Below are 23973 nucleotides of genomic sequence, written 5' to 3' on the forward strand. Positions count from 1 at the left end.
CGCTTACTTATATTTTTTCATTTCCTCTTTGTCCTCGTCCATGTACTTTTGTATTTGGCGCTGTTCCCAATCCCTGCCCAAAAATGGGTTTACACCAAATGTCTTGGATGCGTGGAACATTAACCCTATGCCCCAGGCCACTAAAGTGATGAAATGTTCCCACTGCCAAAAATTGTCTGTTCTCACGTAAATATTGATCAAAATAAAAGTATTGATCACTATATATATTGCAGAATGGATATAGAAGCCTTTGATCTCCTCTACCCGTTTTTTTGCTCTATTATATTTTTCTTTATTAAAGTTTTCCACGATTATTTCCATTTATTGTTCTTTTCATCCTCCCGCATAAATTCCTCTATCTTACGCTTTTCCCATTGCTTGCCAAAAAATGGGTTTAGATCAAAGGTCTTCAAGGCATGGAAAAGCAATCCGATTCCCCATCCAAATGCTGCCCATAGAAACCACATATACCCAAATCCGTTGGAAAAGTAATTGATCAAGGCCAATCCGGAAATTACCAGCACATAGGAAGTAAGGTTACCGTAGAACTTTTTAAGCTCGTCCACTCGTTCCCTTGCCCTAATGTATTTGTTTTCGTTATCCATATTTTCCATAGTTTTATAGTTTGATGTGGTGTTATAGTTAAAATTACGCATTCTTAAAATTCTTTGTTGTTCATAAACTCCTGAATCTTACGCTCTTCCCATTCCTTTCCCAAGATAGGGTTTCGTCCGTAAGCTGTAAGCCCCTGGAACAACAGTCCCAAGCCCCATCCTGCTGCGGGGAACAATGCCCACGGAATATCGGTGGTCCTATAGTTAATGTACACCAATAAAGGTATAATTACACAATAAGAGATCAGGCTATAAAAGAATCCTTTGAGGTTCTCCACTCTTTCCTTTGCCCTGGAGTATCGGTCTTCTGTAAAATTTTTCATGACTGTTGTTTTTTGATTACAGTTCAAACTTCGCAATAACCCATATCAAAAAGAAAAGTGAATTCCCGAATTGTAATTTTATTGGGATGAATTGTGGTTCTGGCGCACAACTACTGTTTGGAATGAAGCTACGATGCATTAGAGCAACGGTATTGCATTGATTCTCAATTGATCAAAAATCATCTTTCTCCATAAGCTCCTTGATCTTGCGCTCTTCCCAACGTTTGCCCCATAAGGGGTTATAGCCATAGGCTTCCATACCATGCACCAGTACACCAAAGCCCCAACCAATACTAGGGAAAATGGCCCACAGAAAGTCCGTTGTACGGAAATTGAGCCACCATAAAAAAGGAATTACGATACAATAGGCCAATACATTGCCATAAAAGTCCTTTATGGCCCTTACCCGTTCTTTTGCCTTTGTATAGCGTTTTTCTTCAATATAATGCTCCTGTGTTTCCATTATCGTGTATTTCTGAGTAAGCATTGGCAGGAACACACTAAACTCGTTCTCGGTCTTTTTAATGACCATCTCGCGATCGGTTAGTATGCGATAGCGCTGTTTTATATTTTGAAGTCCTACCCCACTACTCTTCTTTACTACCTGCTTTTCTTGAAGATTGTTGCTTACCACCAACATACCTTGCTGTTCAAAAACCTTGATATGCAAGGGTCGGGAAGACGTCACCACATTATGTTTTACGGCATTTTCCAATAAAAGTTGTAACGAAAGGGGAACTATTTTGGCTTCGGGTCGGGAACAGCTATCTGGAATGTCGAATACAATACTGTCCTCAAAACGCATTTTTAGCAAGCGTACATAGGTCCGGGCGAACTTTAATTCCTCGTCCACAGTAACCAAATCTTTATTCTTCTGTTCCAATACGTAACGGTACACTTTGGACAACGAAGTGGTAAAGTTCTGCGCCTGGTGCGGGTCTTCTTCGATTAAACTTGTGAGTACATTCAAACTATTGAACAAAAAGTGGGGATCCAATTGGTTTTTAAGGGCATCGAAACGGGCAGAAGCTGAACCTGCTATAATTTTTTGCTCCTTTACCTGTCTTTCCTTGTAGTATTTGTAGTAATATGCCGCATAGAACAAGAGCGCAACGATCATGGAGATCACAAAGGAACTAATGTAAAAGGATGATTGTTCCTCCTCCAAAAACTGTCCAATGGTTTTTTGATAAAACCCGACCATTAAAACAAGACGGGCAAGAACAATACCAATGATGGAGGCAACAATGTTGCCCAATATTCCATAACCAATATATTTCTTGGTAAAAAGTTCCTTATTGTATTTGCGCATTAAAATTATAAAGGAGGCCGCATTAAGCATGTAAATGATCACGGAGAAAATCATGCTCTCCCAAAACTCCACCCAGATTTCTTGATAAGTGAGCTGCCATCCTTTGACATAGAAAAAAATGAGGAGAACTATAAAAATAGCTATCCCCACTAATATTGCTTTAAAAAATTCCTTGATAAAAAGTTTCATGGTATTTTATTTGCCACAATTTGCCAAAACTTCTTCTGCTCTCTCTTTCCCCCAGGTTGGATAAAATGGCGTTTCGGATTTAAAGGTAGCAAAAAGTTCCAAGGCCCTTTCCACATCTTTGCAATAAGGCGTAATGTCCTTTCCAAAATAGCGCGCGGAACCCATATCCCATTCTGCTTTGGAAAGTATGACCCTAGGATTTTGAGGATCGATTTCCATAGCTTGCTGGTACAGCTGCACATTTTTAGGGGAGAGCGTCATTCCATAGGTTGCTCCATCAAAAGCGATCCAAGCGGTATTGATTAGTGCTTCTTGAATCAAAAGTTCGGGATTATTGGGCGATATGGCCTTGGCCACATCCAAAAACTCTTTTGCTTTTTCCAATTGTTTGCTGAGTTTGTCCTCGTCCTTTTCTCCGAAAGAAATTACCGTGTTTATCTGCGAAACGTAATAATAAGGCAACCACTTATCCGGTTCGGCAGTGGCAATACGTTCGAACATGTTGGATGCATCGACCACTTTTTGATTTTGCCACAACTCAAAAGCTTTTTCCATTCCTTTGGAATAGCGATCTTGAGCATTCACCATTACTGTTCCCAGTAATACCATTGATAAAATTAGTTTTTTCATGACTGTCGTTTTTTAAAGATTGTACGGTAGTTTCAAATAAATTATTGATGGGACAAAATTGGGCCAGAAAGAAGGTTTGTAAAAAAATGGATTACCGAACTGTAAACATTCGGGGATGAATTGTTATCCAAGCAGACTTTAATTTATAATTTAGCACCTAGTTCCAACAAACAAAGCGTTCCATGTACATTCCTTCCCATTATCAAAATCAAAACATTGATGAGATCAAAGATTTTTTAAGGGCAAACAGTTTTGGCATTTTAATCAATATTGTGGACCATAAGCCATGGGGCACCCACATTCCCTTGGAATTGGAAACCGATGTGGACGGGAGCGATATTTTGGTCGGCCATATTGCCAAGGCCAATCCGCAATGGAAAAATTTTACTGCCAATACGGAAGTACTATGCATTTTTAACGGGCCACATGCCTACGTTTCCTCATCATGGTACGAGGAAGAGGAAGTCCCAACCTGGAATTATATTGCGGTACATGTGTATGGCAATTTGCAGATCTTGACCGAAGAAGAAACCATGGAATCCATGCACAGACTGGTGGACAAGTACGAGAAGAATTCCAAAAACCCCGTATCCTTAAAAGAAATGTCGCCCAAAACATTGCGACAAGTCAAAGGTGTGGTGGGATTTAAAATTAGAATATCCGATTTTCAAGCCACCTACAAACTGTCCCAAACGCGAATGGAAGACCATCACAAGATAGTTTCGGAGTTAGAAGAACGTTCCGACCCGGGCAGCAAAGGGATTGCCGACCATATGAAAGGTGGATAATGGCGACAACCTCTTATTCAATGTCTTGAAAAATGGTGTCGGCCCAATTGGCATATCTTGAGTTTTCCACGTGCATAATCCAAATTTCATCCTTGTACTTGCCTTTCAATTTAGATCTATAAGCGGCATAAGCATCCTCATTTTCCTCATATTTGGCCAAATACACATAGTTTAGACCATTATCCGGGTTTTTAAAATATTGCGCATCCAATCCTTCTTTTTTGAGCTTTTGCATAAAGTTTTTTAAATAAACTTCGCTTTTAAAAACATTGGCGACGATATAGTGCCCTTGCCCAACTCCATCCAAATCGATGAATTTTTCGATGGGCTTAAAGGCTCCTCCATGAAAAGTTCCTTCTTTTTTTGTTTTGACATCTTTTGATGTCTTCGCAGTGTTCGCCGCCAAAGTGTTCGTAGTAGAGGCCTCGATTTCCTTATAAATGGCATCCAAGTCTTTCCTATCCGCCAAGTACAATTTTTGTGCATGCTTTTCAATATCGGGGATTTTATTTCCGTTGTGTCTTTTTACAATCCTCATCATCATTTCAAAACGTTCTTCCATATCCTGCTCCCTACTTTGTTTCATGGAATCTATTTGATACAGCAGATCATCGATTACGGCATAGCTATCTTCTTGTTGTTCTTGCAATTTGGCTATGCGCTCCTCCCAATAGGCCCTATCCTCTTTGTTATATGGTCGTAAAGTGGTTTCTACATCCAGTTTACTTTTTTGTTTTGTTTTTTCCGTGTTGTTTTCCGCTTCTGCCACAGCCGTGTTCTCAATCTTCTTTTTCTCCTCATCCTCATCGTTGGCAACAAATGTATTTTTGGAAAGGTTGGGCACAAAGGAGTAAGCAATAGATATTTCGTGGGTAACTCCAAGGTTGGCGATACTATTGCTCAGGCTTTTCTCAAAGTTATAACCGAAGGACAATCGTTGGTTCAAATTAAATCCCGTACCGGCCGATGCCCCATAGAATTGATCGTAACCTCCCTGAATCCAGCCTAATTTGGGAAGGTCTAAAATTATGCCCCCCCCGAAGATGATGTCCTCACTGCCTTCGAAACGAGCTCGAGCCAAGGGCATTAAACGACCATCTTCCAAAATGCCACTTGCATTTTCAAATTGATGGGCATATTGAACGTGACCCGAAAAAATCTTCTCGTTAAAACTGGTAAGGGACTCTCCTGTTTTTAAATTATAGTCCACCAAGTTTTGGGCGAACACGCCAAAATCGAACCTTCCCAAACTTAAATTCAGTCCGGGCTGAAACGAAATTATGGAGCTTTCACTGGCTTCCCTTAAAACTGGGTCGTCTTCTAGTGCAACCGCTCTACTTGGGTCGAAGCTGCTCACATAATATGGAATGTTCACACCAAATGTCAGGCTACTTTCACTCCCCAACCGGACACCGTGGGAATAATTGGCCATTACACCTAAATTGGAAATTACACCCTCCTGTTGGTTGTAAATACTAAAGCCAAGGCCAACTCGATCGTTCAATCTGCCGCTGTAACTTAAAAAATAATTTTGACGGTTATTGTCGAAATCAGCACTTTGGCTTCTGTGAAAAAAGTTTACGTAAGACTTGTCTTCCCTAATGGAAGAAAAGGTAGGGTTGATCAAAAACCTATTGAATTTCAACAAGTTCTGAAATGGGACATCGTAGCGCACGTAAGGATTGCTTTCTTCTTGGGCCTGCGTGGGAAGACCAAGAAAAACAACCGTCAAAAGCACAAAAACAGTGCGCCTACATTGGAACGGGAATGTAGTTCGAAAAAACGGGGGTAGTTTTATCACCATAGCCGATTGGGATTTGTAGGTTAATATTCCTGATTGGGACAGGTTGATATTTGTCTAAACTTTTCATTTGCAAGATTTGGGACTTGTAAGAATTTTATGACTAAATATAATGTAAAGCTACATATTTTATCGTCCAACAGGTAATTTTTTCGTTGAACGGTAAGGCCGATTGATAGATAGGTCTTTTAAATTCATAAAAAATAGGTTTCAATTTATAGAGGGTTAGAAAGATTCAATCTATTTTTGACAAAATATTCCCAACCTGCACAATGCAAGAACACATTACCATTGTCCCGTTTTCGGAAGCCTATAAAGAAGCTTTTAGGTCTCTTAACGAAGAGTGGATCACCAAATATTTCGAGATGGAAGAAACGGACCGCCTAACCCTTTATTATCCACAGGAGTATATTTTGGATAAGGGCGGTTACATTGCTGTGGCGTTAATGGATGGAACTCCTGTTGGTGTATGTGCACTAGTTCCCAGCAAATACGAAGGTTTTGACCTAGAGCTTTCCAAAATGGGCGTTTCCCCTAAAGCACAAGGCAAAGGCATAGGCAAATTACTAGGACAGCACATAATAGATAAGGCCATTTCCATTGGTGCCAAAAAACTATTTTTGGAGAGCAATCGTAAATTGGCCCCTGCACTGGCACTTTACCGAAAATTGGGTTTTGTTGAAATAACCGGAATTACCTCACCGTATGTTCGGAGCGACATTCAAATGGAATTGACCCTTCCAAACGCCTAAGTCTTGAATCTTAATCGGTTTTTTTGTCCCACCTATTAAAACTTACCTAGCATTTCTTTTATAATTACTTAAAAATGAGTATCTTATAAATGTAATCTTAAACTTCATCGCCATGGGTCTCATCAAAGATTGCAATAAGTGGGCTAATGCGCACACCTACCTTGTGTTGGATTTGGTACGAATCCTACTGGGTGTTATACTTTTCGTCAAGGGCATCGAGTTTATGTCCAACCATGTTGAAATGGAGGAAATGGGACGCCCTTTTCAAGACGTCCCGGGTGGCATGATCATTCTACATTATATTGTACCTGCCCATTTTGTTGGTGGTATTTTAATCGTGGTCGGTTTACTTACCCGATGGGCCGCCATTGCCCAACTCCCGATTATCTTCGGGGCCATACTCACTAATTTTTTGGGCACAATGGATATGAACAATCTTATCCTTTCCATTGTTGTTTTGGTTTTGTGCCTCTTTTTTATTGTGTATGGATCGGGCAGGCACTCGGTAGACTATTACCTTAAAATGCAGCAATAGGTTATAGGTTGTCCAACTGATTACTTTTACGATCCTTACTGATGGTCCAGAAAAAGCCAACAAAGAAAAAACTGTCTGCCGGCGGCGTAATCGCCCTTCGATTGTACACCCCATCCATATTTGGGGTATTCGCATATTGATAATTACTAATATTATTGATACCCAATAAATTGCTTACAGAAAAATACAAAATCTTCTGTTGGTCGATAAGGTAGGCCCAGTTAAAGCTCAAATTATTATAAGATCTTGTCTTTTCTTGTAAAAAGCCTGGTGTATTAGGGTTGTTATATGGCCTCCCGGAACCATAGGAATAAGAAAGACCGACCTGGGACCTTAATTTATCCACCCAGTACTTGGTAACCAAGGAAAAATTATGCTTTGGTGCGAAGTTGGGCGTTGCCCTTTCTGGAAAATTTCTATAATCGCGTTCTGTATCCAAGTAAGAGTAAGAAGCCCAGTAATCCAAATTTTCTATGCTCTTGCTATCCCTCCAAAAAACATCGACTCCCTGGGCATAACCATTTCCTGTATTGGAGTAATTGGAATTGAACTGTGGGAGGTTGGTATCAAACTTCACCAATTGATCATAGTCCTTGTAATAAAGCTCGGTCCTAAAGGTTTTTCCATTTTTAATATATTGATAGTTAAGTATATAATGTGTGGCCTTCTCCATTTGAACATTTTGGTCGAATTTGACCACTTCTGTGAGCGGTCGTTGATAAAAATCGCCATATGCCAAAGAAAACTGCCCATCCTTGCCCGGTTTATAGGCCAAGGAAATTCTAGGAGAAAGATTAAACTCGTCCAAAAGAGAACTTTGCGTGGCCCGCAATCCCAATTTCATGGCAAATTTGTTGCTCAAAAAAATATCGGATTCGGCAAAGGCGGCCCAGAGTCCATCATTATAACCACTAAAAAATGAATCGTTGTTTAGATCAGTGTACGTTTCATTATAATTGGTATTGAAATATTCCGCACCAAAACTCAAATCATATCGATTACTAAAATTTTTACGCGCCTTAAATTTTATGTGGGAAGAGGTTTCCTTGCTATCTACCCTATCGGCTTCAATTCCGATGTCGTTCGTATCCCATGCGATCGAGGCACCAGAAGTCAGGCTCCAATCGTTCTTAAAATAATACTTGTAAGATGCGTTAAAATATAGGTTGTTGTTTTTTAAACTAAACCGTACAAAATCATCAAAATTGATATCCTCTTGTTCAATATCCAAATTGGCATGGTTAAAGCCAGTGTAAAGTTTAAACATACTCTTCTCCCCTTTGCTCCTGAACACTCCTTCGCCGGCTATGGATTCGTAGGGACTTTTCCAGTTTACACCCTGTGTGGAGGGAATCAATGCTTCGTACGGGGCAAGGTTTACGTAAGAGGTGTTTATGCTCAACGATTGATCGCCCCAAATCTCGGTATGGCCCAGTCCGCCCCCCACGGACATAATGGAAATATCCGTTTTCTCTTGCAATGGAACATCAGTAGTGTTCAACAAAAGTACACTGGAAAGTGCTTGTCCATACTCAGCTGAATACCCTCCTGTACTAAACGATATGCCCTTAAAGAGGAATGGTGAAAACCTGCCTCGAGTGGGTGTATTGTTGGCTGTGGCGTTGAAAGGTTGAAATACGCGAAGTCCATCAATAAATACTTGTGTTTCGTTCGCGGTACCACCTCTCACGAACAAACGCCCATCTTCATTTACTGTTGTAGTTCCCGGCAAGGTTTGCAATGCCGCCACAAAATCACCTGCCGCGCCAGCAGTGGTTACAATATCCAACGGTTTGAGCACCGATACCTTGGAATTGTCGCCCGCTTCAAAAGTCCCTGCTGTTAAGGTTACACCGGACAAGGAGTTGACAGATTCCACCAATGTAATGTTGATCTCTTTAAAAAAAGAAACATCTCCCGCCTCGTAATGGGGCTCGTAGGACAACATGGATATCACCAAGGTCTGCAGACCTTCCTCTGTTGTTTCAAAACTGAAATTGCCGTTTGCATCGGAGGAAGCCCCATCGTAGGTACCTTCCAAATAAATGTTGGCTCCTTCAATCGGATTTTTTTTGGCATCGGTCACCTTTCCGCTGATGGTCTGTTGGGCAAAAACTGCTCCCGTGCAAAATAAAATGGTAAATAGATTGATGATAAATTTCATGTCTGTTCGTTTTGATTGATGCCACAAAATTGCGCATCGACCCTCGACCACCACAAAACAAAATACCCAACTGTGGATTTTTACAACTGAATTGACATAACATACACCACCGTTCAATTCACTCCCCTTATTCAACATTTCGGTATGTTCAATTTTAATTATGCCGGCCTCTTTATCAATTTTGGACACACAAACAACAAAAACAATAATTATGAAAACTGTAACACTCGCTCTAAGTTTCTTTTTTGTAAGTCTATTGGCCATGGCACAAGAAAATAACGGAATCGACATAACCGTAACCATCGACAATGTGACCAGTAATGAGGGAAAGGTTCTTATTGGGCTTCATACGGCCGACACTTTTATGAAAGGGCCCGGGGTACAAAACCTTCAAAGCACTATAGAAAATGGCAAGGTAACCTTAACGTTTACCAATGTGCAGCCAGGTAACTACGCGATAATGGCCATGCACGATATAAACGGGAACAACCGAATGGATTTTGAGGCCAACGGAATGCCCAAAGAAAGTTATGGGATGTCCGGCAACGATATGGCCATGGGACCTCCGACTTTTGATGGTGCCAAATTTGAAGTAGACAAAGAAGACATGGAGTTTACCATTAGGTTTTAATCCAAAAACACATAATTTCTAAGATAAAGCTCGCCATTGTGCGAGCTTTTATATTTGCAATACGGTCCATCAAAATCTGCCATTTTCCATAGATTTGCCTGATAGTTTTTCATACATTTATGCCCTAAACTTATCCCTTAATGACGATTACCCAGCTACAATATGTATTGGCCGTTGCAGAGTACAAGAACTTTACCCTTGCTGCAGAAAAAAGTTTTGTTACCCAACCTACTTTAAGTATGCAGGTTCAAAAATTGGAGGACGAGCTCGACATCTTAATTTTTGATCGGGGAAAAAAACCGATTACCATTACCGAAGTCGGTAAAAAAATTGTGGCACAGGCAAAAAATATTGTTGCAGAAGCGGAACGCATCAAAGATATTGTAGATCAAGACAAAGGTTTTATTGGAGGGGACTATACCCTGGGCATTATCCCAACGGTGATGCCTACCTTACTTCCCATGTTTTTGAACGCTTTTATAAAAAAGTATCCCAAAGTAAACCTGATCATTAAGGAGCAATCGACCCAGACCATGATCAAGAATATTTTGGATGGGCATTTGGATGCGGGCATAGCTGCCACTCCTTTGGAAATAGAGTTTATTAAGGAACGACCACTATATTATGAACCATTTATGGGGTATGTGCCCAAAAACCATCGATTGGCCTCCGAAGAACTATTGCGAACGGACCAACTGGATGTGAGCGATATTCTTTTATTACAGGATGGACATTGCTTTAGGGAGGGTGTGATCAACCTATGCAATGCGCCCCAAAGCCTAAGAGGGGAGCAATTTAAAATAGAAAGCGGGAGCTTTGAAACTTTGGTAAGTTTAGCGGATGAAGGAATGGGCATGACCTTGTTGCCCTACTTGAACACCTTAAACTTGGAAGAAGACAAAAGGGTCAACTTAAAGTCCTTTGAAAAACCATCCCCTGCCAGGGAAATCAGTTTGATCTACCACAAAAGCGAGCTTAAAATTCAGATTACAGAGGCTTTGCGCGAAGTTATTTCCAGTATCGTTCGAGGAGCCATTGCTTTTCAGGATGTAAAAATCATCAGCCCATTGGGCAAAAAATAAAAAGCCGCTTTTCAGCGGCTTTAGTTTTATGTTTTTAATAAAATTAATGTTGAATGTAGTTCTGGTTTGTCCACAATATACAATTGCAACCAGATTCTAAGTTCCTCTAATTCACTGGGCAACAATCTCGAAACTGCTTTTTGAAGTTCCCTAGTGAAAAGTTTAACATCAAAACTAACTTTTTGAAGAATAGTTTTGGTGTAATCAAACATAGCTCTAGGCATATTAAATTGATTAAATTGCATTGTTAGGTTGTACCTAAATTAATAAAAAAGCACCGCTTAAAGTTGAAAATTCAGTTAAAAAATAAAAATCTTCTTGTTAAAATCGATGAACCGTACCAACCTTAACTTTAAACTATTTTTCTCCAAGTTTATTTTATTCGCCTTTCTTTTTGCCGGCTGTGCATCCGTAAAAACAACCATTACCTCTGAATTGGCAAGGCCTACTTTGGAAAACTCATTTCATGGGCTTTTGGTGGTGGATGCCAAAACAGGTAAAGAAATTTACAATCGAAATGGCGAAAAATATTTTACACCTGCCAGCAATACCAAAATCGTCACTTTTTACACCGGGGTAAAATTACTGCCCAAAAATATACCTACTTTAAAATATTTAATTTCTCAAGACACTCTTTTTATTGAAGGTACGGGCGACCCATCTTGGTTACATCCGCATTTAAAGGATAGCAGTGCCATAAATTGGCTTAAGCAGCAAAATACCATTGCCCTTTATACAAAAAACCACGACGAAGACCGGTACGGGCCAGGTTGGGCATGGGAAGATTACGAAACCTATTTTTCTCCCGAAAAAACAACCATGCCCCTGTACGGCAATGTTATTTTTGCCTCACACACCGATGGATTGAGCGTTAGCCCGAGTGAACTCACCCAAGCCGTTTTGGTAAAGGACACTACCCTAAGTCGAGATGAATTTGTAAATCGGTTTTATATTTCGCCAACGGAAACAGACACTTTGGAAGTTCCTTTTATAACCAGTGATAGTTTAACGAAGCATTTATTGGAATCGGCCATTGGAAAAGAAATCACATTGTCCGAACATTTTCCCGAAGGGGAGAAACAGACTCTTTATGGCTTAGAAACAGATTCCATCTATAAGCGCATGCTATTTAGGAGCGATAACTTTTTGGCCGAACAATTACTCTTGGCATCCTCTGGCATGCTTTCCGACACCTTGAGCACCCAAAAGGCCATTAATCATATGTTGAACACCCATTTAAAGGACCTCGACCAACAACCCCGTTGGGTAGATGGCTCCGGTTTGTCCCGTTACAATTTGTTCAGCCCTAAGTCCTTTGTACAGATTCTTGAAAAATTGCACAAAGAAGTTCCCGAAGAACGTTTGTTTGGCATAATGCCCATGTGGGGACCGAACAGTACCGTAAAACAATGGAAAGATCCAACAACGGAACCTTTTTTATTTGCTAAATCGGGTTCTGTGGGGAACAATTATAATTTAAGCGGATATGTAAAAACAAAATCGGGCAAGCTGCTCATCTTTAGTTTTATGAACAATCATTATCGCATACCGACCTCGGAAATACTTGATACTGTGTACAGCACCCTTAAAAACTTGCATGAAAATTACTGATCAAAAATTCCGTGAATTTGGGCATATTGTAACAGCATAATGGTCTTTGCATCTTTGATTTCACCTGATTGCATCATGCTTATCGCTGCTTTAAAATCCAGTTCCAAAACCTCGATGTTCTCTGTCTCGTCTTCCGCTCCACCTCCCTCGCCCACTTTCATGGCATCTTCATACCGGCCAATAAAAAAATAAAGGATTTCGGTGACCGAACCAGGCGACATGTAGGCTTCAAACACCTTTTCCACCTGATCAATTTTATACCCGGTCTCTTCCTCCACTTCCATTTTAATGGTCTCTTCGGCATTGCCTTTTTCCAAAAGCCCTGCACATACTTCAACCATCATTCCGTCCTTGTTGCCATTTAAATACGTGGGCATTCGAAACTGTTTGGTCAAAATAATCGTGCCCTTTTCAATATTGTACAAAAGAATGGCCGCCCCGTTACCCCGATCATAGGCTTCCCTAATTTGGGTCTCCCATTCCCCGTCTTCCCGCTGATACTCAAAAGTAACCTTGTTCAAAGTGTACCAATTATCGGACAAAAGTTCTTTTCTAATATTTCTGATATTCCCGTATTTCATGCTTAAATTTAAACGGTTACAGCTTGGTTAAGATATTCTCGAAAAGGAAGCATTTCTTTATAGACTTCCACAATTTTTTCTTTAAAATCATCCCGAAGCACTTCTTCTTTGGACAATTCGAGTTCTACGGCAAAAGTTTTGTTGCGCAAGAGTTCGATATGTGGATGGTCGTTGGAAAATCCTTTGGGTGACGATACCAGTTTTTCGTCTTCGTACAAGCCTCCGAACATTTTCTTGAATGATGGTTTATCGAGAATCGCCTGCAATTCCTCTCCGTTGTAATCGATGGCATCTCGGATACTCCGTAGTGTTTTGGAATCGGGCCGCCAACGACCACCTGCCAATAAACATTGTTTTAGGCCTATCTCGATATAAAAATCGGCAGAATTGGGTGCTTTGTCCAATCCCGCACCAAAATGATCTTTATAAATGGGCTTATTCGGATGGAACATCAAGTTATTATTGATGCGATTGATGCCCTTTTTGCCCGGAGTTGGGTAATAATCATCATGGAGTTGGGCCATGGTCATGTCCAAATCATCCAGCCAAGCGATAAAGTCATTACGGAGCGATTTGTACCATTTACGGTTTGCATCCATCCATTCCTTATTGTTGTTTTTTTGAAGTTCTTCCAGAAAATGGAACAGGTCGTTGAAATTCATACCCACAAAAGAAATGTTTTTTTCAGATACCGTGACATCGGCCTTCAGTTATCAGTTTTCTGACATCCGACTTCTGACTCCTTACTCCTAAAACCTAGAACCTATTATCCCCATCCAACAAATCGCCGAGACCGCCCAAGATGCTACCTTCGCCCTTATCTTTGCCACCACCTCTTGGGGCAGCGGCCCAAACCCGACTGGCCAACCTGCTGAACGGCAAGGATTGGACATACACGGTTCCAGGACCTCGCAGCGTAGCAAAGAAAAGTCCTTCCCCGCCAAATACTTTGTTGCGGATACCCCCTATAAATTCGATATCATAATCCACGGTTTGGGAAAAACCAACAATACAGCCTGTATCCACCCTAAGCGTTTCGCCAGCTGCCAATGTTTTCTTGGCCATGGTCCCACCTGCGTGTACAAAGGCCATACCGTCCCCTTCCAACTTTTGCATGATGAAGCCCTCGCCACCAAAAAATCCACGTCCTAGTTTTTTGGAGAACTCAATGCCCACAGAAACGCCTTTGGCAGCACATAGGAATGCATCTTTTTGACAGATGAACTTTCCTCCTTTCTCTGAAAGATCTATGGGAACAATTTTACCCGGATAAGGAGAAGCAAAGCTTACCTGTTTTTTTCCTTGGCCAATATTGAGAAACGCGGTCATAAACAGACTCTCGCCCGTTAGCAAACGTTTACCTGCAGAGAATATCTTACCCAGTACGCCGGTATCTTGATTAGATCCGTCGCCGAAGATGGTGTCCATCTTGATATCTTGGTCCATCATCATAAAAGTGCCGGCTTCGGCAACCACGGCTTCCTGTGGGTCCAGTTCTATTTCCACATATTGCATTTCTTCGCCGTAAATGTGGTAATCTATTTCGTGTGCGTTCATTTTTTGATTGTTTTTAAGTTTCTTGATTTCTGTTTATATGTTGAAATGATAGTTGTTTTGTTACACTTTAGATGTAATCAATTCTTCTTTCACCTTTATACCTTCAACCTTTTAACATTAACGCCGATCACCTCTTCACCTTCACCGTCCACTCAAAATGAAAAGTGGATACCTCTACCCCATCCTTGTTTATCCCTACGGATTTCATCCAACAAGTTTGTCCCTCCCCGGTTTCCACGGTTTTTTGAATGGCGGCGGCAATTTGTTCGCCATCCTCACAGGTAAAAGTGATGCGCCCCGTAGCTTTTTTGGTAAAGGTAGCTTTGTTGTTGGCCACAAGCATGGACACTCTTTTACCACTCTTTTGAATTTCGTTCATCACCAAAGCGCCGGTACTCAGTTCGGCGGCCATTCCTTGAACGGCCCAAAACATGGATTTGAACGGATTCTGATTTCTCCATTTGTGTTTTACCGCAGTTACTGCTTGTTTATCATCAATATACTTGAGCCTAACCCCGCACCACCATGCCGAAGGAAGTTTCATAAAAGTGAACATATTGATTTTACTGGGTGTCAATGCCATATTGTTTGTTTAACTGGCTTAAAAATAGGCAAATTGAAGCAAAATATAATTGTTAATATTATGTTAATTTATAGTACTTTGTTTTGCATAGTACTGTCTTTTGGATATATATTTGCATGGTAAGCTAATAGGTTAACCCTTTTACAATCAAAAAACATCAATCAGAAAATGGCAACTACAATCACCAAACACGAACGAAATTTATCCGCGATCATACACGCGTCCATGTTCTCGAAGTATTTTATTCCTTTTGGGAATTTCATTCTTCCTCTGATTCTATGGACCGCCAACAAAAAGCAACACGATTTTGTGGATTACCATGGAAAGCAAGCGCTCAACTTTCAAATAAGCATTTTGTTGTACTCCATTATAGCCGGCTTGATCACCATTCCTTTTTTCATAGGATTTTGGCCGGACTTGTTCGATTGGAACTTTTTAGGGTTCCATCGTTTGAGCGACCTTAACAATTTGAACATTCATATAGATAGCGACAATTTTAACTTTGGACGGTTGATTTGGCCTGTGGGCATATCAGGATTCTTGCAATTGGCCTTGGCCATAGTAAATATAGTCTTCTCCATTTTGGCCACCATCAGGACGAATGAGGGAGAATATTTCAAATATCCGTTCGCCATCAAGTTCATCAAGTAATATTATATATAAAGGAGCCTAATCACCTCCGCACCAATTATTATCAATCAAAGAAAAACGGAGTTTAATCACTTGCCCTGAGCGTTGTCGAAGGGTCAATCAAAAAACGAAAAAACATCATCAATCAACAATCATCAATCAAAGAACCGTTTCCACTCCCCTGCCCAATTCAGGGGAATGGAGTGGAAACGCAGCCAAACAAAGTTTGGCAGAACAAAAACGAACAGTTAATTTAATAGAACCATGAAATTATGAATATAGAAAACACAAAAGCACAGATGCGCAAGGGGGTTCTAGAGTACTGCATTCTGTCCATCTTAAAGGATGACGACAAGTATGCCTCGGAAATACTGGGAGCCTTAAAAGACGCAAAGATGTTAGTAGTGGAAGGCACCATATACCCTTTGCTCACAAGGCTCAAGAACGCCGGTCTGCTCAACTACCGTTGGGAAGAATCCACATCGGGGCCACCACGCAAATACTACGCACTAACAGAAACAGGGCAATTGTTCCTAAACGAGCTCAACGGCACCTGGGATGAACTAAGAAATGCAGTCAATCTGGTAACCAACACAAAATAGAATCAAAAAATGAACAAGACAGTAAATATAAATTTAGCAAATACGCTCTTCCACATAGATGACGATGCGTATAACAAGCTGAGACGGTATCTGGAGTCCATAAGGAGGTCTTTCTCAGGTACCAAGGGAAGCGACGAGATCATTGCCGATATCGAGGCAAGGATTGCCGAACTCTTCTTGGAGAAAATGGAGAACGAGCGGCAGGTGATCACCCATAAAGAAGTAGACCAGGTAATCGAAGTAATGGGGCAGCCCGAAGATTATATGGTGGACGAGGATATTTTTGAGGACGAACCCAAAAAATCCTATGATCAGCCAACGGCCCGAGCCAAAAAATTATACCGCGACATCGACCATAAGTATATTGGTGGTGTATGCGCCGGTCTGGAACATTATCTGGGCATCGACTCCTTGTGGGTACGGTTAATTTTTATCCTTTTGGCCATTTTCACCAGCGGATTCGGTTTGATCGCCTATATCCTACTATGGATATTAGTGCCCGAAGCAGCTACCACCTCCCAAAAATTGGATATGCGGGGAGAGCCCATCAACATCAGCAATATAGAACGCAAAGTAAAAGAGGGGTTTGATGATGTTGCAGAAAAAGTAAAAAACGTTGACTACGATAAAGTAGGAAACAAGGTCAAGAGCAGCTCCAAGACCTTTTTTGATACCATCGGGGACATTATCCTGTTCCTATTTAAAATATTCGGCAAATTTATTGGCATCCTATTGATCATTATTGGCGCATCTACGCTGGTCGGCCTCTTCTTTGGCCTGTTCACCGTAGGCATGTTCGATGCGATACATGTACCGGGGATAGATTTTTATGAAATAGTGAACACCTCCGGAGCCCCTGTTTGGTTGGTATCCATCCTGTTGTTCTTTGCCGTGGGCATACCCTTCTTCTTCCTACTATATCTAGGCCTGAAGATTTTGGTGAACAACCTTAAATCCATCGGGAATATCGCCAAGTTCGCTCTATTGGGACTGTGGCTGATATCAGTGGGCACATTGATCGTATTTGGCATTCGCCAAGCCGCCGAGTTCTCCTATACAGGGAGTGTAAACGACAAAAAGGAGTTGGCCATGCAGGTTCCCACGGACACTCTGATCATTAAAATGAAGGATAGCGACACGGATTACAGTCGCGATGAAATTCATTTTGGAAGAATGACTTTTGGGTATGATGAAAACGACAACCGAATCCTTATGTCCGATGAAATAGATATCAAGATCAAGAAATCCGATACGGATTCCATCAGCATCAATGTGAGAAAAGATGCCGATGGGAGTTCCACCTTGGCGGCCAGGGACCGTGCCAAAAACATTGCTTTTGGCTACACGTTGAAGGGCAATACCATAATCCTGGACAAATACTTGACCACCGACACATCCAACAAGGCCAGAAATCAAGAAGTGACCATAACCATTTATGTGCCGGAGACCAAAACCGTGTATTTTGATGAAACCACAAATCGATATATTGGTCGAGGTATTAAAAATGACCAAGGTTACTACCGAACCGGCTTGGTGGAACATTATTGGACCATGGACGAAGATGGAGAATTAAAATGCCTGGATTGTCCAGAATTGGATGACGATGAGGAGGATGGCAATGGAAAGATCATTATTAATGAAGATGGCATCGATATCGACATTAAGGATAACCAAGATTCCTTTGAAATGAAAATCAACGAGGACGGAATAAAAGTTAAAGCGAAAGAAAAAAAGTAACAATTGGGTACCTTAAATCGTCAATTGGGTAACTCAAAGTTTAAAATACATACAATAAAAGGGACATTTACACTGAATTTATTCAGATTGAAGAAACGTATAATCAAAATCAATCAATACTAAAAACAACAATCATGACAACATTAGCAAGATTAGCAATCGCCGTCCTCCTATCCCTCTTTGCATCCTCATGCATGATGGATATGAACTTTGGCAACGGAAAAACCGGCAACGGCGAAATCGTTGAGGAAACCCGCGATGTAACCGAAAATTTTGACGTAGTTTCAGCATCGGAAGGCATCGATGTATTTGTAACACAAGGTTCGGATTTTAAAATTAACGTAGAAGCCGATGAAAACATTATTGACCTTATCGGAACCGACATCAAAGAGGGAAGGTTAAAAATCCATGCCATTGAAAACATTGGTAGGGCCACCAAAAAAGTTTATGTGACCTTGCCGGAAATCACTGCCCTTGAGAGCTCCAGTGGTGCCGATCTTATCGGCCAAAATGTGATCAAGGCCGAAAACATTGAGCTGGATTCGAGCAGTGGTGCCGATCTGCATGTAGAGGTAGTGGCAGGTGAAGTATCCGCCGATGCCAGTAGTGGCGCCGATATTAAAGTATCTGGACAAGCAGATGCCTTGTTCGCAGATGCCAGTAGCGGTTCGGACATCAAAGCTCAGGATTTAATGGTAAAAAGGTGCAACGCCGACGCCAGTAGCGGTGCTGATATCTCCGTGAACGTTTCAGAGTCCCTTGTGGCCGATGCCAGCAGTGGTGCGGACATTAAATATACTGGAGATGCAAGTGTGCAGACCAAAAAATCCGTTTCAGGGAGCGTAAGAAAATATTGATCTATTTTCCCTTTTAATTTGTTGAAGGCCCGCTGATTTTTCAGTGGGCTTTTGTCTTTAATATCTCTGCTCGAAAACCTATCTTAGCAAATCGCTAAAATATGATATTCCCATGCAGATAACCCTAAAAAAATACATTCTTCCACTGGCCCATACTTTTACCATTTCCAGAGAATCGAGGGATGAGCAGGACACCTTGATCGTTGGACTGACCCTAAATGGAAAAACTGGCTACGGTGAGGCCACTTCCAATCCATACTATAAAATAACCATAGAAGGGATGATGGCAGAAATAGAGGCCGTAAGAGACCAAATTGAAGCATACGATTTTGATACGCCAGAGAATTTCTATGAGCATTTGGAATCTTTAAACCTTCATAAATTCACGCTTTGCGCTTTGGATTTGGCCGCAAACGATCTGTACGGTAAACTAAAGGGCAAGCCTCTATATCAAATCTGGGGCACCACCACCGATCAATATCCCATTACCAATTATACCATCGGAATAGATACCATCGAAAAAATGGTAGCCAAACTCCAAGAAAAACCATGGCCGCTTTATAAAATAAAGTTGGGCACCAACGAAGATGTGGAAATTATTCGCGAGCTGCGCAAACATACGGACAGTGTATTCAGAATTGATGCCAATACCGCATGGACCGCAGAAGAGACCATTAAAAATGCCCCTTTGTTAAAGGAACTTGGCGTGGAGTTTTTGGAACAGCCCCTAAAAGCCGATGATTGGGAAGGAATGGCATTGGTAAAGAAAAAATCGGTTTTACCCGTTATCGCAGATGAAAGCTGTATTGTGGAAACAGATGTGGAAGCATGTGGACCTTATTTTCATGGAATCAATATTAAACTGACCAAATGTGGTGGACTTACCCCTGCTAGAAGAATGATCAAAAAAGGTAGGGAACTTGGACTCCAACTAATGGTGGGCTGTATGACGGAATCTACCGTTGGTATTTCCGCTATTGCCCAATTATTGCCGCAACTGGATTATGTGGATATGGATGGCGCCATGTTGTTACGGGAAGATATAGCAACTGGAGTAACCATACTAAACGACGGAAAAGTAATTTTCCCAGAGTTGCCAGGAAGTGGAATACAACTTCTATAATGGCTCATTCGATACCAAGCATACCGGACAGGCAAATTTCCATTAACGGTTTGCCCTATTTATATTTTGGGGGCACCTCTTATCTGGGAGTACAAAACCACCTTCCTTTTAAAGAGGTTTATCTACAGAACATCGCTAAATATGGAATGCACTACGGGGCCTCGAGAAAATCGAATGTCTCCCTCGATGTATACCGTAAAACCGAAGACCATTTGGCCAATTGGGTCGGCAGCGATAACTGTTTGACCATGTCCTCAGGGTATTTGGCGGCCCAATTGGTAGTACAGACCCATTTGGAAAAAGGCCACACGGTTATTGCCGCCCCTAATGCCCATGCCGCACTTTGTACCCATGGCGTACTGAAAACCGAAAATTTTAGCCAATTGGAGCAACTGGCAGGAAAAACGGTCCTAGAAAGTCCCTTGCCCCCGGTAGTTCTTTTTGATACTATTGATTTTATGGGTTACCAATATCCCGGGTTTGGTCGTTTATCCAACCTTCCTTTGGACAAGCTTATTTTGGTTGGCGACGATTCGCACGGAATCGGTGTGGTAGGCCATCAAGGAAATGGATGTTACCATACACTCAAAGCCTTTAATCCCTTTAATTTGATGGTTTGTTCTTCCTTGGGCAAGGCCCTGGGCATACAAGCGGGCGCCGTTTTTGGTAACAAGGACGATATCAAAACCCTACAATCTACGGCATTTTATGGTGGGGCAAGTCCGGCATCGCCCGCATTTATGGGTACCTTGCTAGATGCACAAGACATTTATGCCGAACGTATGGATAAACTCAATAAAAACTACGATCATTTTAAATCCCTGGTTCGCGATATCTCTTTTTTTATGCACATGGACGGTCATCCTACTTTTGAGTTCCAAGATGAAAAATTAGCTGCGGCATTGACACAAGATCGTTTTGTTTTTACCAACTTCCGTTATCCGGATGATAACGGCCCTCTGATCAGCCGTATTGTATTAAGTGCCTACCATACCGCTGAAGATGTGGAAACCTTGGCAAAAAGCCTTAATTCATATATCAGTTGATATCTATTTCTATTTAATTGATTATTTTACCAATACCAATAAACCTTATAAAATTGTAATATGAAGCTGACGTCCCCATTAAAAAATGGTCTATTCCTCTTTGCGCTGATCACCTTAATTTTTGTTGCATGCAAAACGGAAAATAGTACGGAACCGAGCAAAACCGACGAAATAATTTCATCTGTTCGAGAAATGTACGCTCCCGATAAACGTGTGGCCTTGTTCGATATTGAGTCCAAGGAAAATGCCAGCGGTTATACCCTGGTCGGAAAAACCAATATGCCAGATGCGCTAAATGCTCTTCGGCAAAAGTTGGATTCGCTACAGATTTCTTATACCGATAGTATCCAAACACTTCCTGCCGAGGATTTGGAAGGGAAAATATATGGTACCATTTCACTTTCCGTAGCGAATATCCGTTCCAAACCATCGCATTCTGCAGAAATGGTCACACAGGCCACTTTGGGAATGCCATTAAAAGTTTATCAAAAAGATAGAAACTGGTACTTGATCCAAACTCCCGATAAATATTTGGGATGGGTAGATAGTGGTGGCGTAGAATTAATGGACAAAACCCTATTTGAAGCATGGCAGAGCTCTGAAAAAATAATCTACACCAAAATATATGGGCATGCTTATTCCAATGCCGATGAATCCTCGGAGGTTGTATCGGATTTGGTCGCAGGAAATATTTTGAGCTTGGTTGCCGACACTGGCACTTTTTATGAAATAAAATACCCCGACGGCCGAATGGCTTTTGTGAAAAAATCCGACGCCTCTCCCTACCAAGATTGGAAATCCTCCTTGGAGCCAACACAGGAATCCTTGGTGGCAACTTCCAAAACCATGCTCGGCGTGCCCTATTTATGGGGCGGCACCTCAATAAAAGGGGTAGACTGTAGTGGCTTTACAAAGACAATTTATTTTATGAACGGTATGATCATCCCTCGCGATGCTTCTCAACAAATCCATGAAGGGATACTGGTTGATGACACTAAGGATTTTGATCAACTATTACCGGGCGATCTGCTATTTTTTGGCAAGAAAGCTACAGAAACAAGCCCAGAACGTGTTATTCACGTAGGTATGTGGCTTGGCAACAATGAATTTATTCATTCGGCGGGGAATGTACATATTAGCAGTGTGGATAAAAATTCCGAGAATTTTGATGAGTACAATTACAACCGTTATTTAAGGTCCAAACGAATCCTTAACCAAAAGGATGATGGTCTTTTGTATTTAACTGAAGAAGACGTTTTTTGATTAAAAAAACTCACTCAAATCAAAAAGGCCATCCGATGGGATGGCCTTTTTAGTTCATAGGGTTATGCTACTACTTTATTCGTCCCACCAAACTGGAACAACAGGATCAACCTGATTTGCCAAAACATTGGCCTCGTTTCTGTTCAACTCGGTCGCAGGGTAGTTGGCACGTCTGAACCATTGTCCACTAAATTCTGCATCGGAAGTTTCTTCTTCACTTCTGATTTCCAATCCAGTAAACACATCATCGGAAAAATCATATCTCCTGTAATCCACAAAAGTTTCTGGGTTTAGGAAATTATGTATGTATTTTTCTTTCATAATATGGTGCAAGCTCAACGCTGTTTCTCCAACATCAATTGCGCCGTCCGCCATATAATCCGTACCATCCACACCATACATATCCATACTGGCGGCAATACCGTTCATATATGCAGTATACGCTGTTGCATTGGACCCAACACTGGTTGTTGTACCACCATTGGCCAAAAATGCAGCCTCGGCCTTAATAAATTCAACTTCTGCGTAGGTAATCAGCATTAAAGGTGAATCGATACTGGTATAGAAGCCATCTGTTCTAAATCTAGCGTTGGCATCCGTACCATCTGGAGCTACACCTGCACCTCCACTTACAAAACCTTTGTACTCCGCTTCATCCCCATTTTCGGCGAACAAAGGAAGTCTTGGGTCAATTTCAACAACACCGCCCTCAAAAGGATAGTAATCCCCGTTCATGGAGCTCACTATCTGACTGGCAATATCGTTACTCAAGTTTCCTGTACTCCGTGCCAAAATTTCGGCAGAATACCATGGGTTGATTCGCTGATCGTCATAATACATGGCAAAGTTATCCTCGTTGGAAGTGAAACCATTCTGTGCAGTTGCCAACACATCTGCAGCGGAAACAACTCCTTTGTTCACCAAATGTAATTGATAGCGCGCTTTTAGAGAATAGGCAGCTCTCAACCATTTATCAATATCGCCTCCATAGATCAGATCGGAAGATCCCAATACAAATCCAGAATCGTCTGCCCCATTTAATTTGGCAATGGCGCCATCCAATAGAGTAAATATCTCCGTGTAGATCGATTCTTGTGTATCAAAAGTAGGGAAGTTGTTATCTGGTCCTCCACTGGCATCGGAGTAAGGGATATTGTCCCATGTATCCGTGGCTATCCCAATATTGGCTGCGATCAAAATATCGGCCACAGCATCAATATGATTGGCTCCTGTTTCGGCGGCTTTAGCTTTAACCACTTGTAAATTTGGCAATACATAAAGGTAGACCTGGCTCCAAAGTCCGCTTGCCGATGTTTGTCCGGCAGCACCTCCTCCAGTTGAAACAAAGTTTTGAACGTAGTTCCCAAACGAAAGCTCGGCAGAACGCTGTCCTTCCATGGTACTGTGTATTACTGGCGCAATAAGATCCTGCATCCTCAATTGCTCCACAGTGGCCGTATTGGAGGGAGTGTTTACGTCGAAATAATCCTCACTACATGCTACAAAGGTTGTTGCGGCACATAGCAGAAAAGTTTTAATTATATTTATTTTTTTCATAGTTC

General features: G+C 41.4%; 26 protein-coding genes. 13 read left to right on the forward strand and 13 right to left on the reverse strand.

All coding sequences use genetic code 11. The features are described from left to right. Nucleotides 1–3: 3 nt before the first annotated feature. The 5 genes from MJO53_RS00505 to MJO53_RS00525 all read right to left on the reverse strand — a co-directional run bounded on the left by MJO53_RS00505 (nt 4) and on the right by MJO53_RS00525 (nt 3068). Nucleotides 4–321 carry a 2TM domain-containing protein gene (locus MJO53_RS00505; protein ID WP_224836586.1) on the reverse strand — a complete coding sequence of 106 codons (318 nt, stop codon included), beginning with the start codon at nt 319–321 and terminating at the stop codon, nt 4–6. Then, a complete protein-coding gene (locus MJO53_RS00510) occupies nt 312–614 on the reverse strand; it encodes a 2TM domain-containing protein (RefSeq protein WP_224836585.1) in 303 nt (100 codons plus the stop codon). Before MJO53_RS00510 ends, MJO53_RS00505 begins: the two co-directional genes overlap by 10 nt. 44 nt (nt 615–658) lie before the next feature. Continuing rightward, complete coding sequence (locus MJO53_RS00515) at nt 659–937, reverse strand: 2TM domain-containing protein (protein WP_224836584.1); 279 nt, start codon at nt 935–937, stop codon at nt 659–661. A 172-nt stretch (nt 938–1109) separates the two neighbouring features. Next, nucleotides 1110–2438, reverse strand: a complete 1329-nt coding sequence (locus MJO53_RS00520) for a 2TM domain-containing protein (RefSeq protein ID WP_224836583.1) — start codon at nt 2436–2438, stop codon at nt 1110–1112. Between the two features lie 6 nt (nt 2439–2444). Continuing rightward, a complete protein-coding gene (locus tag MJO53_RS00525) occupies nt 2445–3068 on the reverse strand; it encodes a hypothetical protein (protein WP_252080014.1) in 624 nt (207 codons plus the stop codon). Between the two features lie 182 nt (nt 3069–3250). Here MJO53_RS00525 and MJO53_RS00530 point away from each other — a divergent pair, with 182 nt between their 5' ends. Then, a complete protein-coding gene (locus MJO53_RS00530) occupies nt 3251–3856 on the forward strand; it encodes an FMN-binding negative transcriptional regulator (RefSeq protein WP_252080015.1) in 606 nt (201 codons plus the stop codon). Between the two features lie 13 nt (nt 3857–3869). Here MJO53_RS00530 and MJO53_RS00535 read toward each other — a convergent pair whose 3' ends face one another. Beyond that, a complete protein-coding gene (locus MJO53_RS00535; protein ID WP_252080016.1) occupies nt 3870–5660 on the reverse strand; it encodes a type IX secretion system membrane protein PorP/SprF in 1791 nt (596 codons plus the stop codon). Between the two features lie 269 nt (nt 5661–5929). Here MJO53_RS00535 and MJO53_RS00540 point away from each other — a divergent pair, with 269 nt between their 5' ends. Together MJO53_RS00540 and MJO53_RS00545 are read left to right on the forward strand one after the other, a co-directional pair. Beyond that, entirely contained in the window at nt 5930–6409 is a 480-nt protein-coding gene (locus MJO53_RS00540) for a GNAT family N-acetyltransferase (protein ID WP_252080017.1), read from the forward strand. Nucleotides 6410–6521: 112 nt separating this feature from the next. Then, nucleotides 6522–6944 carry a DoxX family protein gene (locus MJO53_RS00545; RefSeq protein ID WP_252080018.1) on the forward strand — a complete coding sequence of 141 codons (423 nt, stop codon included), beginning with the start codon at nt 6522–6524 and terminating at the stop codon, nt 6942–6944. A gap of 1 nt (nt 6945) precedes the next feature. On the opposite strand, the gene MJO53_RS00550 is transcribed toward MJO53_RS00545, so the two are convergent. Continuing rightward, complete coding sequence (locus MJO53_RS00550; protein WP_252080019.1) at nt 6946–9108, reverse strand: TonB-dependent receptor; 2163 nt, start codon at nt 9106–9108, stop codon at nt 6946–6948. 211 nt (nt 9109–9319) lie between these two features. On the opposite strand from MJO53_RS00550, the gene MJO53_RS00555 reads away from it, so the two are divergent. Together MJO53_RS00555 and MJO53_RS00560 are read left to right on the forward strand one after the other, a co-directional pair. Further along, on the forward strand, nt 9320–9739 hold the full coding sequence (locus MJO53_RS00555; protein WP_224836576.1) for a DUF2141 domain-containing protein: 420 nt from the start codon (nt 9320–9322) through the stop codon (nt 9737–9739). Between the two features lie 140 nt (nt 9740–9879). Beyond that, complete coding sequence (locus MJO53_RS00560) at nt 9880–10821, forward strand: hydrogen peroxide-inducible genes activator (protein WP_252080020.1); 942 nt, start codon at nt 9880–9882, stop codon at nt 10819–10821. Between the two features lie 26 nt (nt 10822–10847). Here the strand turns inward: MJO53_RS00560 and MJO53_RS00565 are convergent, their stop codons facing one another. Further along, the gene (locus MJO53_RS00565; RefSeq protein WP_224836574.1) at nt 10848–11045 is read right to left on the reverse strand and encodes a hypothetical protein; all 198 of its coding nucleotides are present in this window, start codon (nt 11043–11045) and stop codon (nt 10848–10850) included. A gap of 106 nt (nt 11046–11151) precedes the next feature. On the opposite strand from MJO53_RS00565, the gene MJO53_RS00570 reads away from it, so the two are divergent. Then, on the forward strand, nt 11152–12432 hold the full coding sequence (locus MJO53_RS00570) for a D-alanyl-D-alanine carboxypeptidase (protein WP_252080021.1): 1281 nt from the start codon (nt 11152–11154) through the stop codon (nt 12430–12432). On the opposite strand, the gene MJO53_RS00575 is transcribed toward MJO53_RS00570, so the two are convergent. From MJO53_RS00575 to MJO53_RS00590, 4 genes are all read right to left on the reverse strand, one after another. After that, complete coding sequence (locus MJO53_RS00575; protein WP_252080022.1) at nt 12426–13013, reverse strand: NUDIX domain-containing protein; 588 nt, start codon at nt 13011–13013, stop codon at nt 12426–12428. The genes MJO53_RS00570 and MJO53_RS00575 overlap by 7 nt on opposite strands. Nucleotides 13014–13021: 8 nt before the next feature. Further along, complete coding sequence (locus MJO53_RS00580) at nt 13022–13675, reverse strand: DUF2461 domain-containing protein (RefSeq protein WP_252080023.1); 654 nt, start codon at nt 13673–13675, stop codon at nt 13022–13024. A gap of 94 nt (nt 13676–13769) precedes the next feature. Continuing rightward, nucleotides 13770–14570 (reverse strand): TIGR00266 family protein, encoded by an 801-nt coding sequence (locus MJO53_RS00585; protein WP_252080024.1) that lies wholly within the window; start codon nt 14568–14570, stop codon nt 13770–13772. 127 nt (nt 14571–14697) lie between these two features. Further along, entirely contained in the window at nt 14698–15153 is a 456-nt protein-coding gene (locus MJO53_RS00590; protein ID WP_252080025.1) for a DUF4442 domain-containing protein, read from the reverse strand. A 168-nt stretch (nt 15154–15321) separates the two neighbouring features. On the opposite strand from MJO53_RS00590, the gene MJO53_RS00595 reads away from it, so the two are divergent. The 7 genes from MJO53_RS00595 (at nt 15322) to MJO53_RS00625 (ending at nt 22411) form a co-directional block, all read left to right on the forward strand. After that, nucleotides 15322–15804, forward strand: coding sequence for a DUF4870 domain-containing protein (locus tag MJO53_RS00595; RefSeq protein ID WP_252080026.1), 483 nt, complete (start codon nt 15322–15324; stop codon nt 15802–15804). 251 nt (nt 15805–16055) lie between these two features. After that, nucleotides 16056–16385, forward strand: a complete 330-nt coding sequence (locus MJO53_RS00600; protein ID WP_014031488.1) for a PadR family transcriptional regulator — start codon at nt 16056–16058, stop codon at nt 16383–16385. A 9-nt stretch (nt 16386–16394) separates the two neighbouring features. Next, on the forward strand, nt 16395–18122 hold the full coding sequence (locus tag MJO53_RS00605; RefSeq protein WP_252080027.1) for a PspC domain-containing protein: 1728 nt from the start codon (nt 16395–16397) through the stop codon (nt 18120–18122). A 134-nt stretch (nt 18123–18256) separates the two neighbouring features. Next, a complete protein-coding gene (locus MJO53_RS00610) occupies nt 18257–18979 on the forward strand; it encodes a head GIN domain-containing protein (RefSeq protein ID WP_252080028.1) in 723 nt (240 codons plus the stop codon). A gap of 112 nt (nt 18980–19091) precedes the next feature. After that, complete coding sequence (locus tag MJO53_RS00615) at nt 19092–20102, forward strand: dipeptide epimerase (protein ID WP_252080029.1); 1011 nt, start codon at nt 19092–19094, stop codon at nt 20100–20102. After that, the gene (locus tag MJO53_RS00620) at nt 20102–21148 is read left to right on the forward strand and encodes an aminotransferase class I/II-fold pyridoxal phosphate-dependent enzyme (protein ID WP_252080030.1); all 1047 of its coding nucleotides are present in this window, start codon (nt 20102–20104) and stop codon (nt 21146–21148) included. The genes MJO53_RS00615 and MJO53_RS00620 overlap by 1 nt, the downstream gene beginning before the upstream one ends. Before the next feature lie 60 nt (nt 21149–21208). After that, the gene (locus MJO53_RS00625) at nt 21209–22411 is read left to right on the forward strand and encodes a C40 family peptidase (RefSeq protein WP_252080031.1); all 1203 of its coding nucleotides are present in this window, start codon (nt 21209–21211) and stop codon (nt 22409–22411) included. Between the two features lie 75 nt (nt 22412–22486). On the opposite strand, the gene MJO53_RS00630 is transcribed toward MJO53_RS00625, so the two are convergent. Next, complete coding sequence (locus tag MJO53_RS00630; RefSeq protein ID WP_252080032.1) at nt 22487–23968, reverse strand: SusD/RagB family nutrient-binding outer membrane lipoprotein; 1482 nt, start codon at nt 23966–23968, stop codon at nt 22487–22489. Between the last annotated feature and the right edge of the window lie 5 nt (nt 23969–23973).

Source organism: Flagellimonas marinaquae, assembly GCF_023716465.1.
Lineage (GTDB): Bacteria > Bacteroidota > Bacteroidia > Flavobacteriales > Flavobacteriaceae > Flagellimonas > Flagellimonas alginolytica.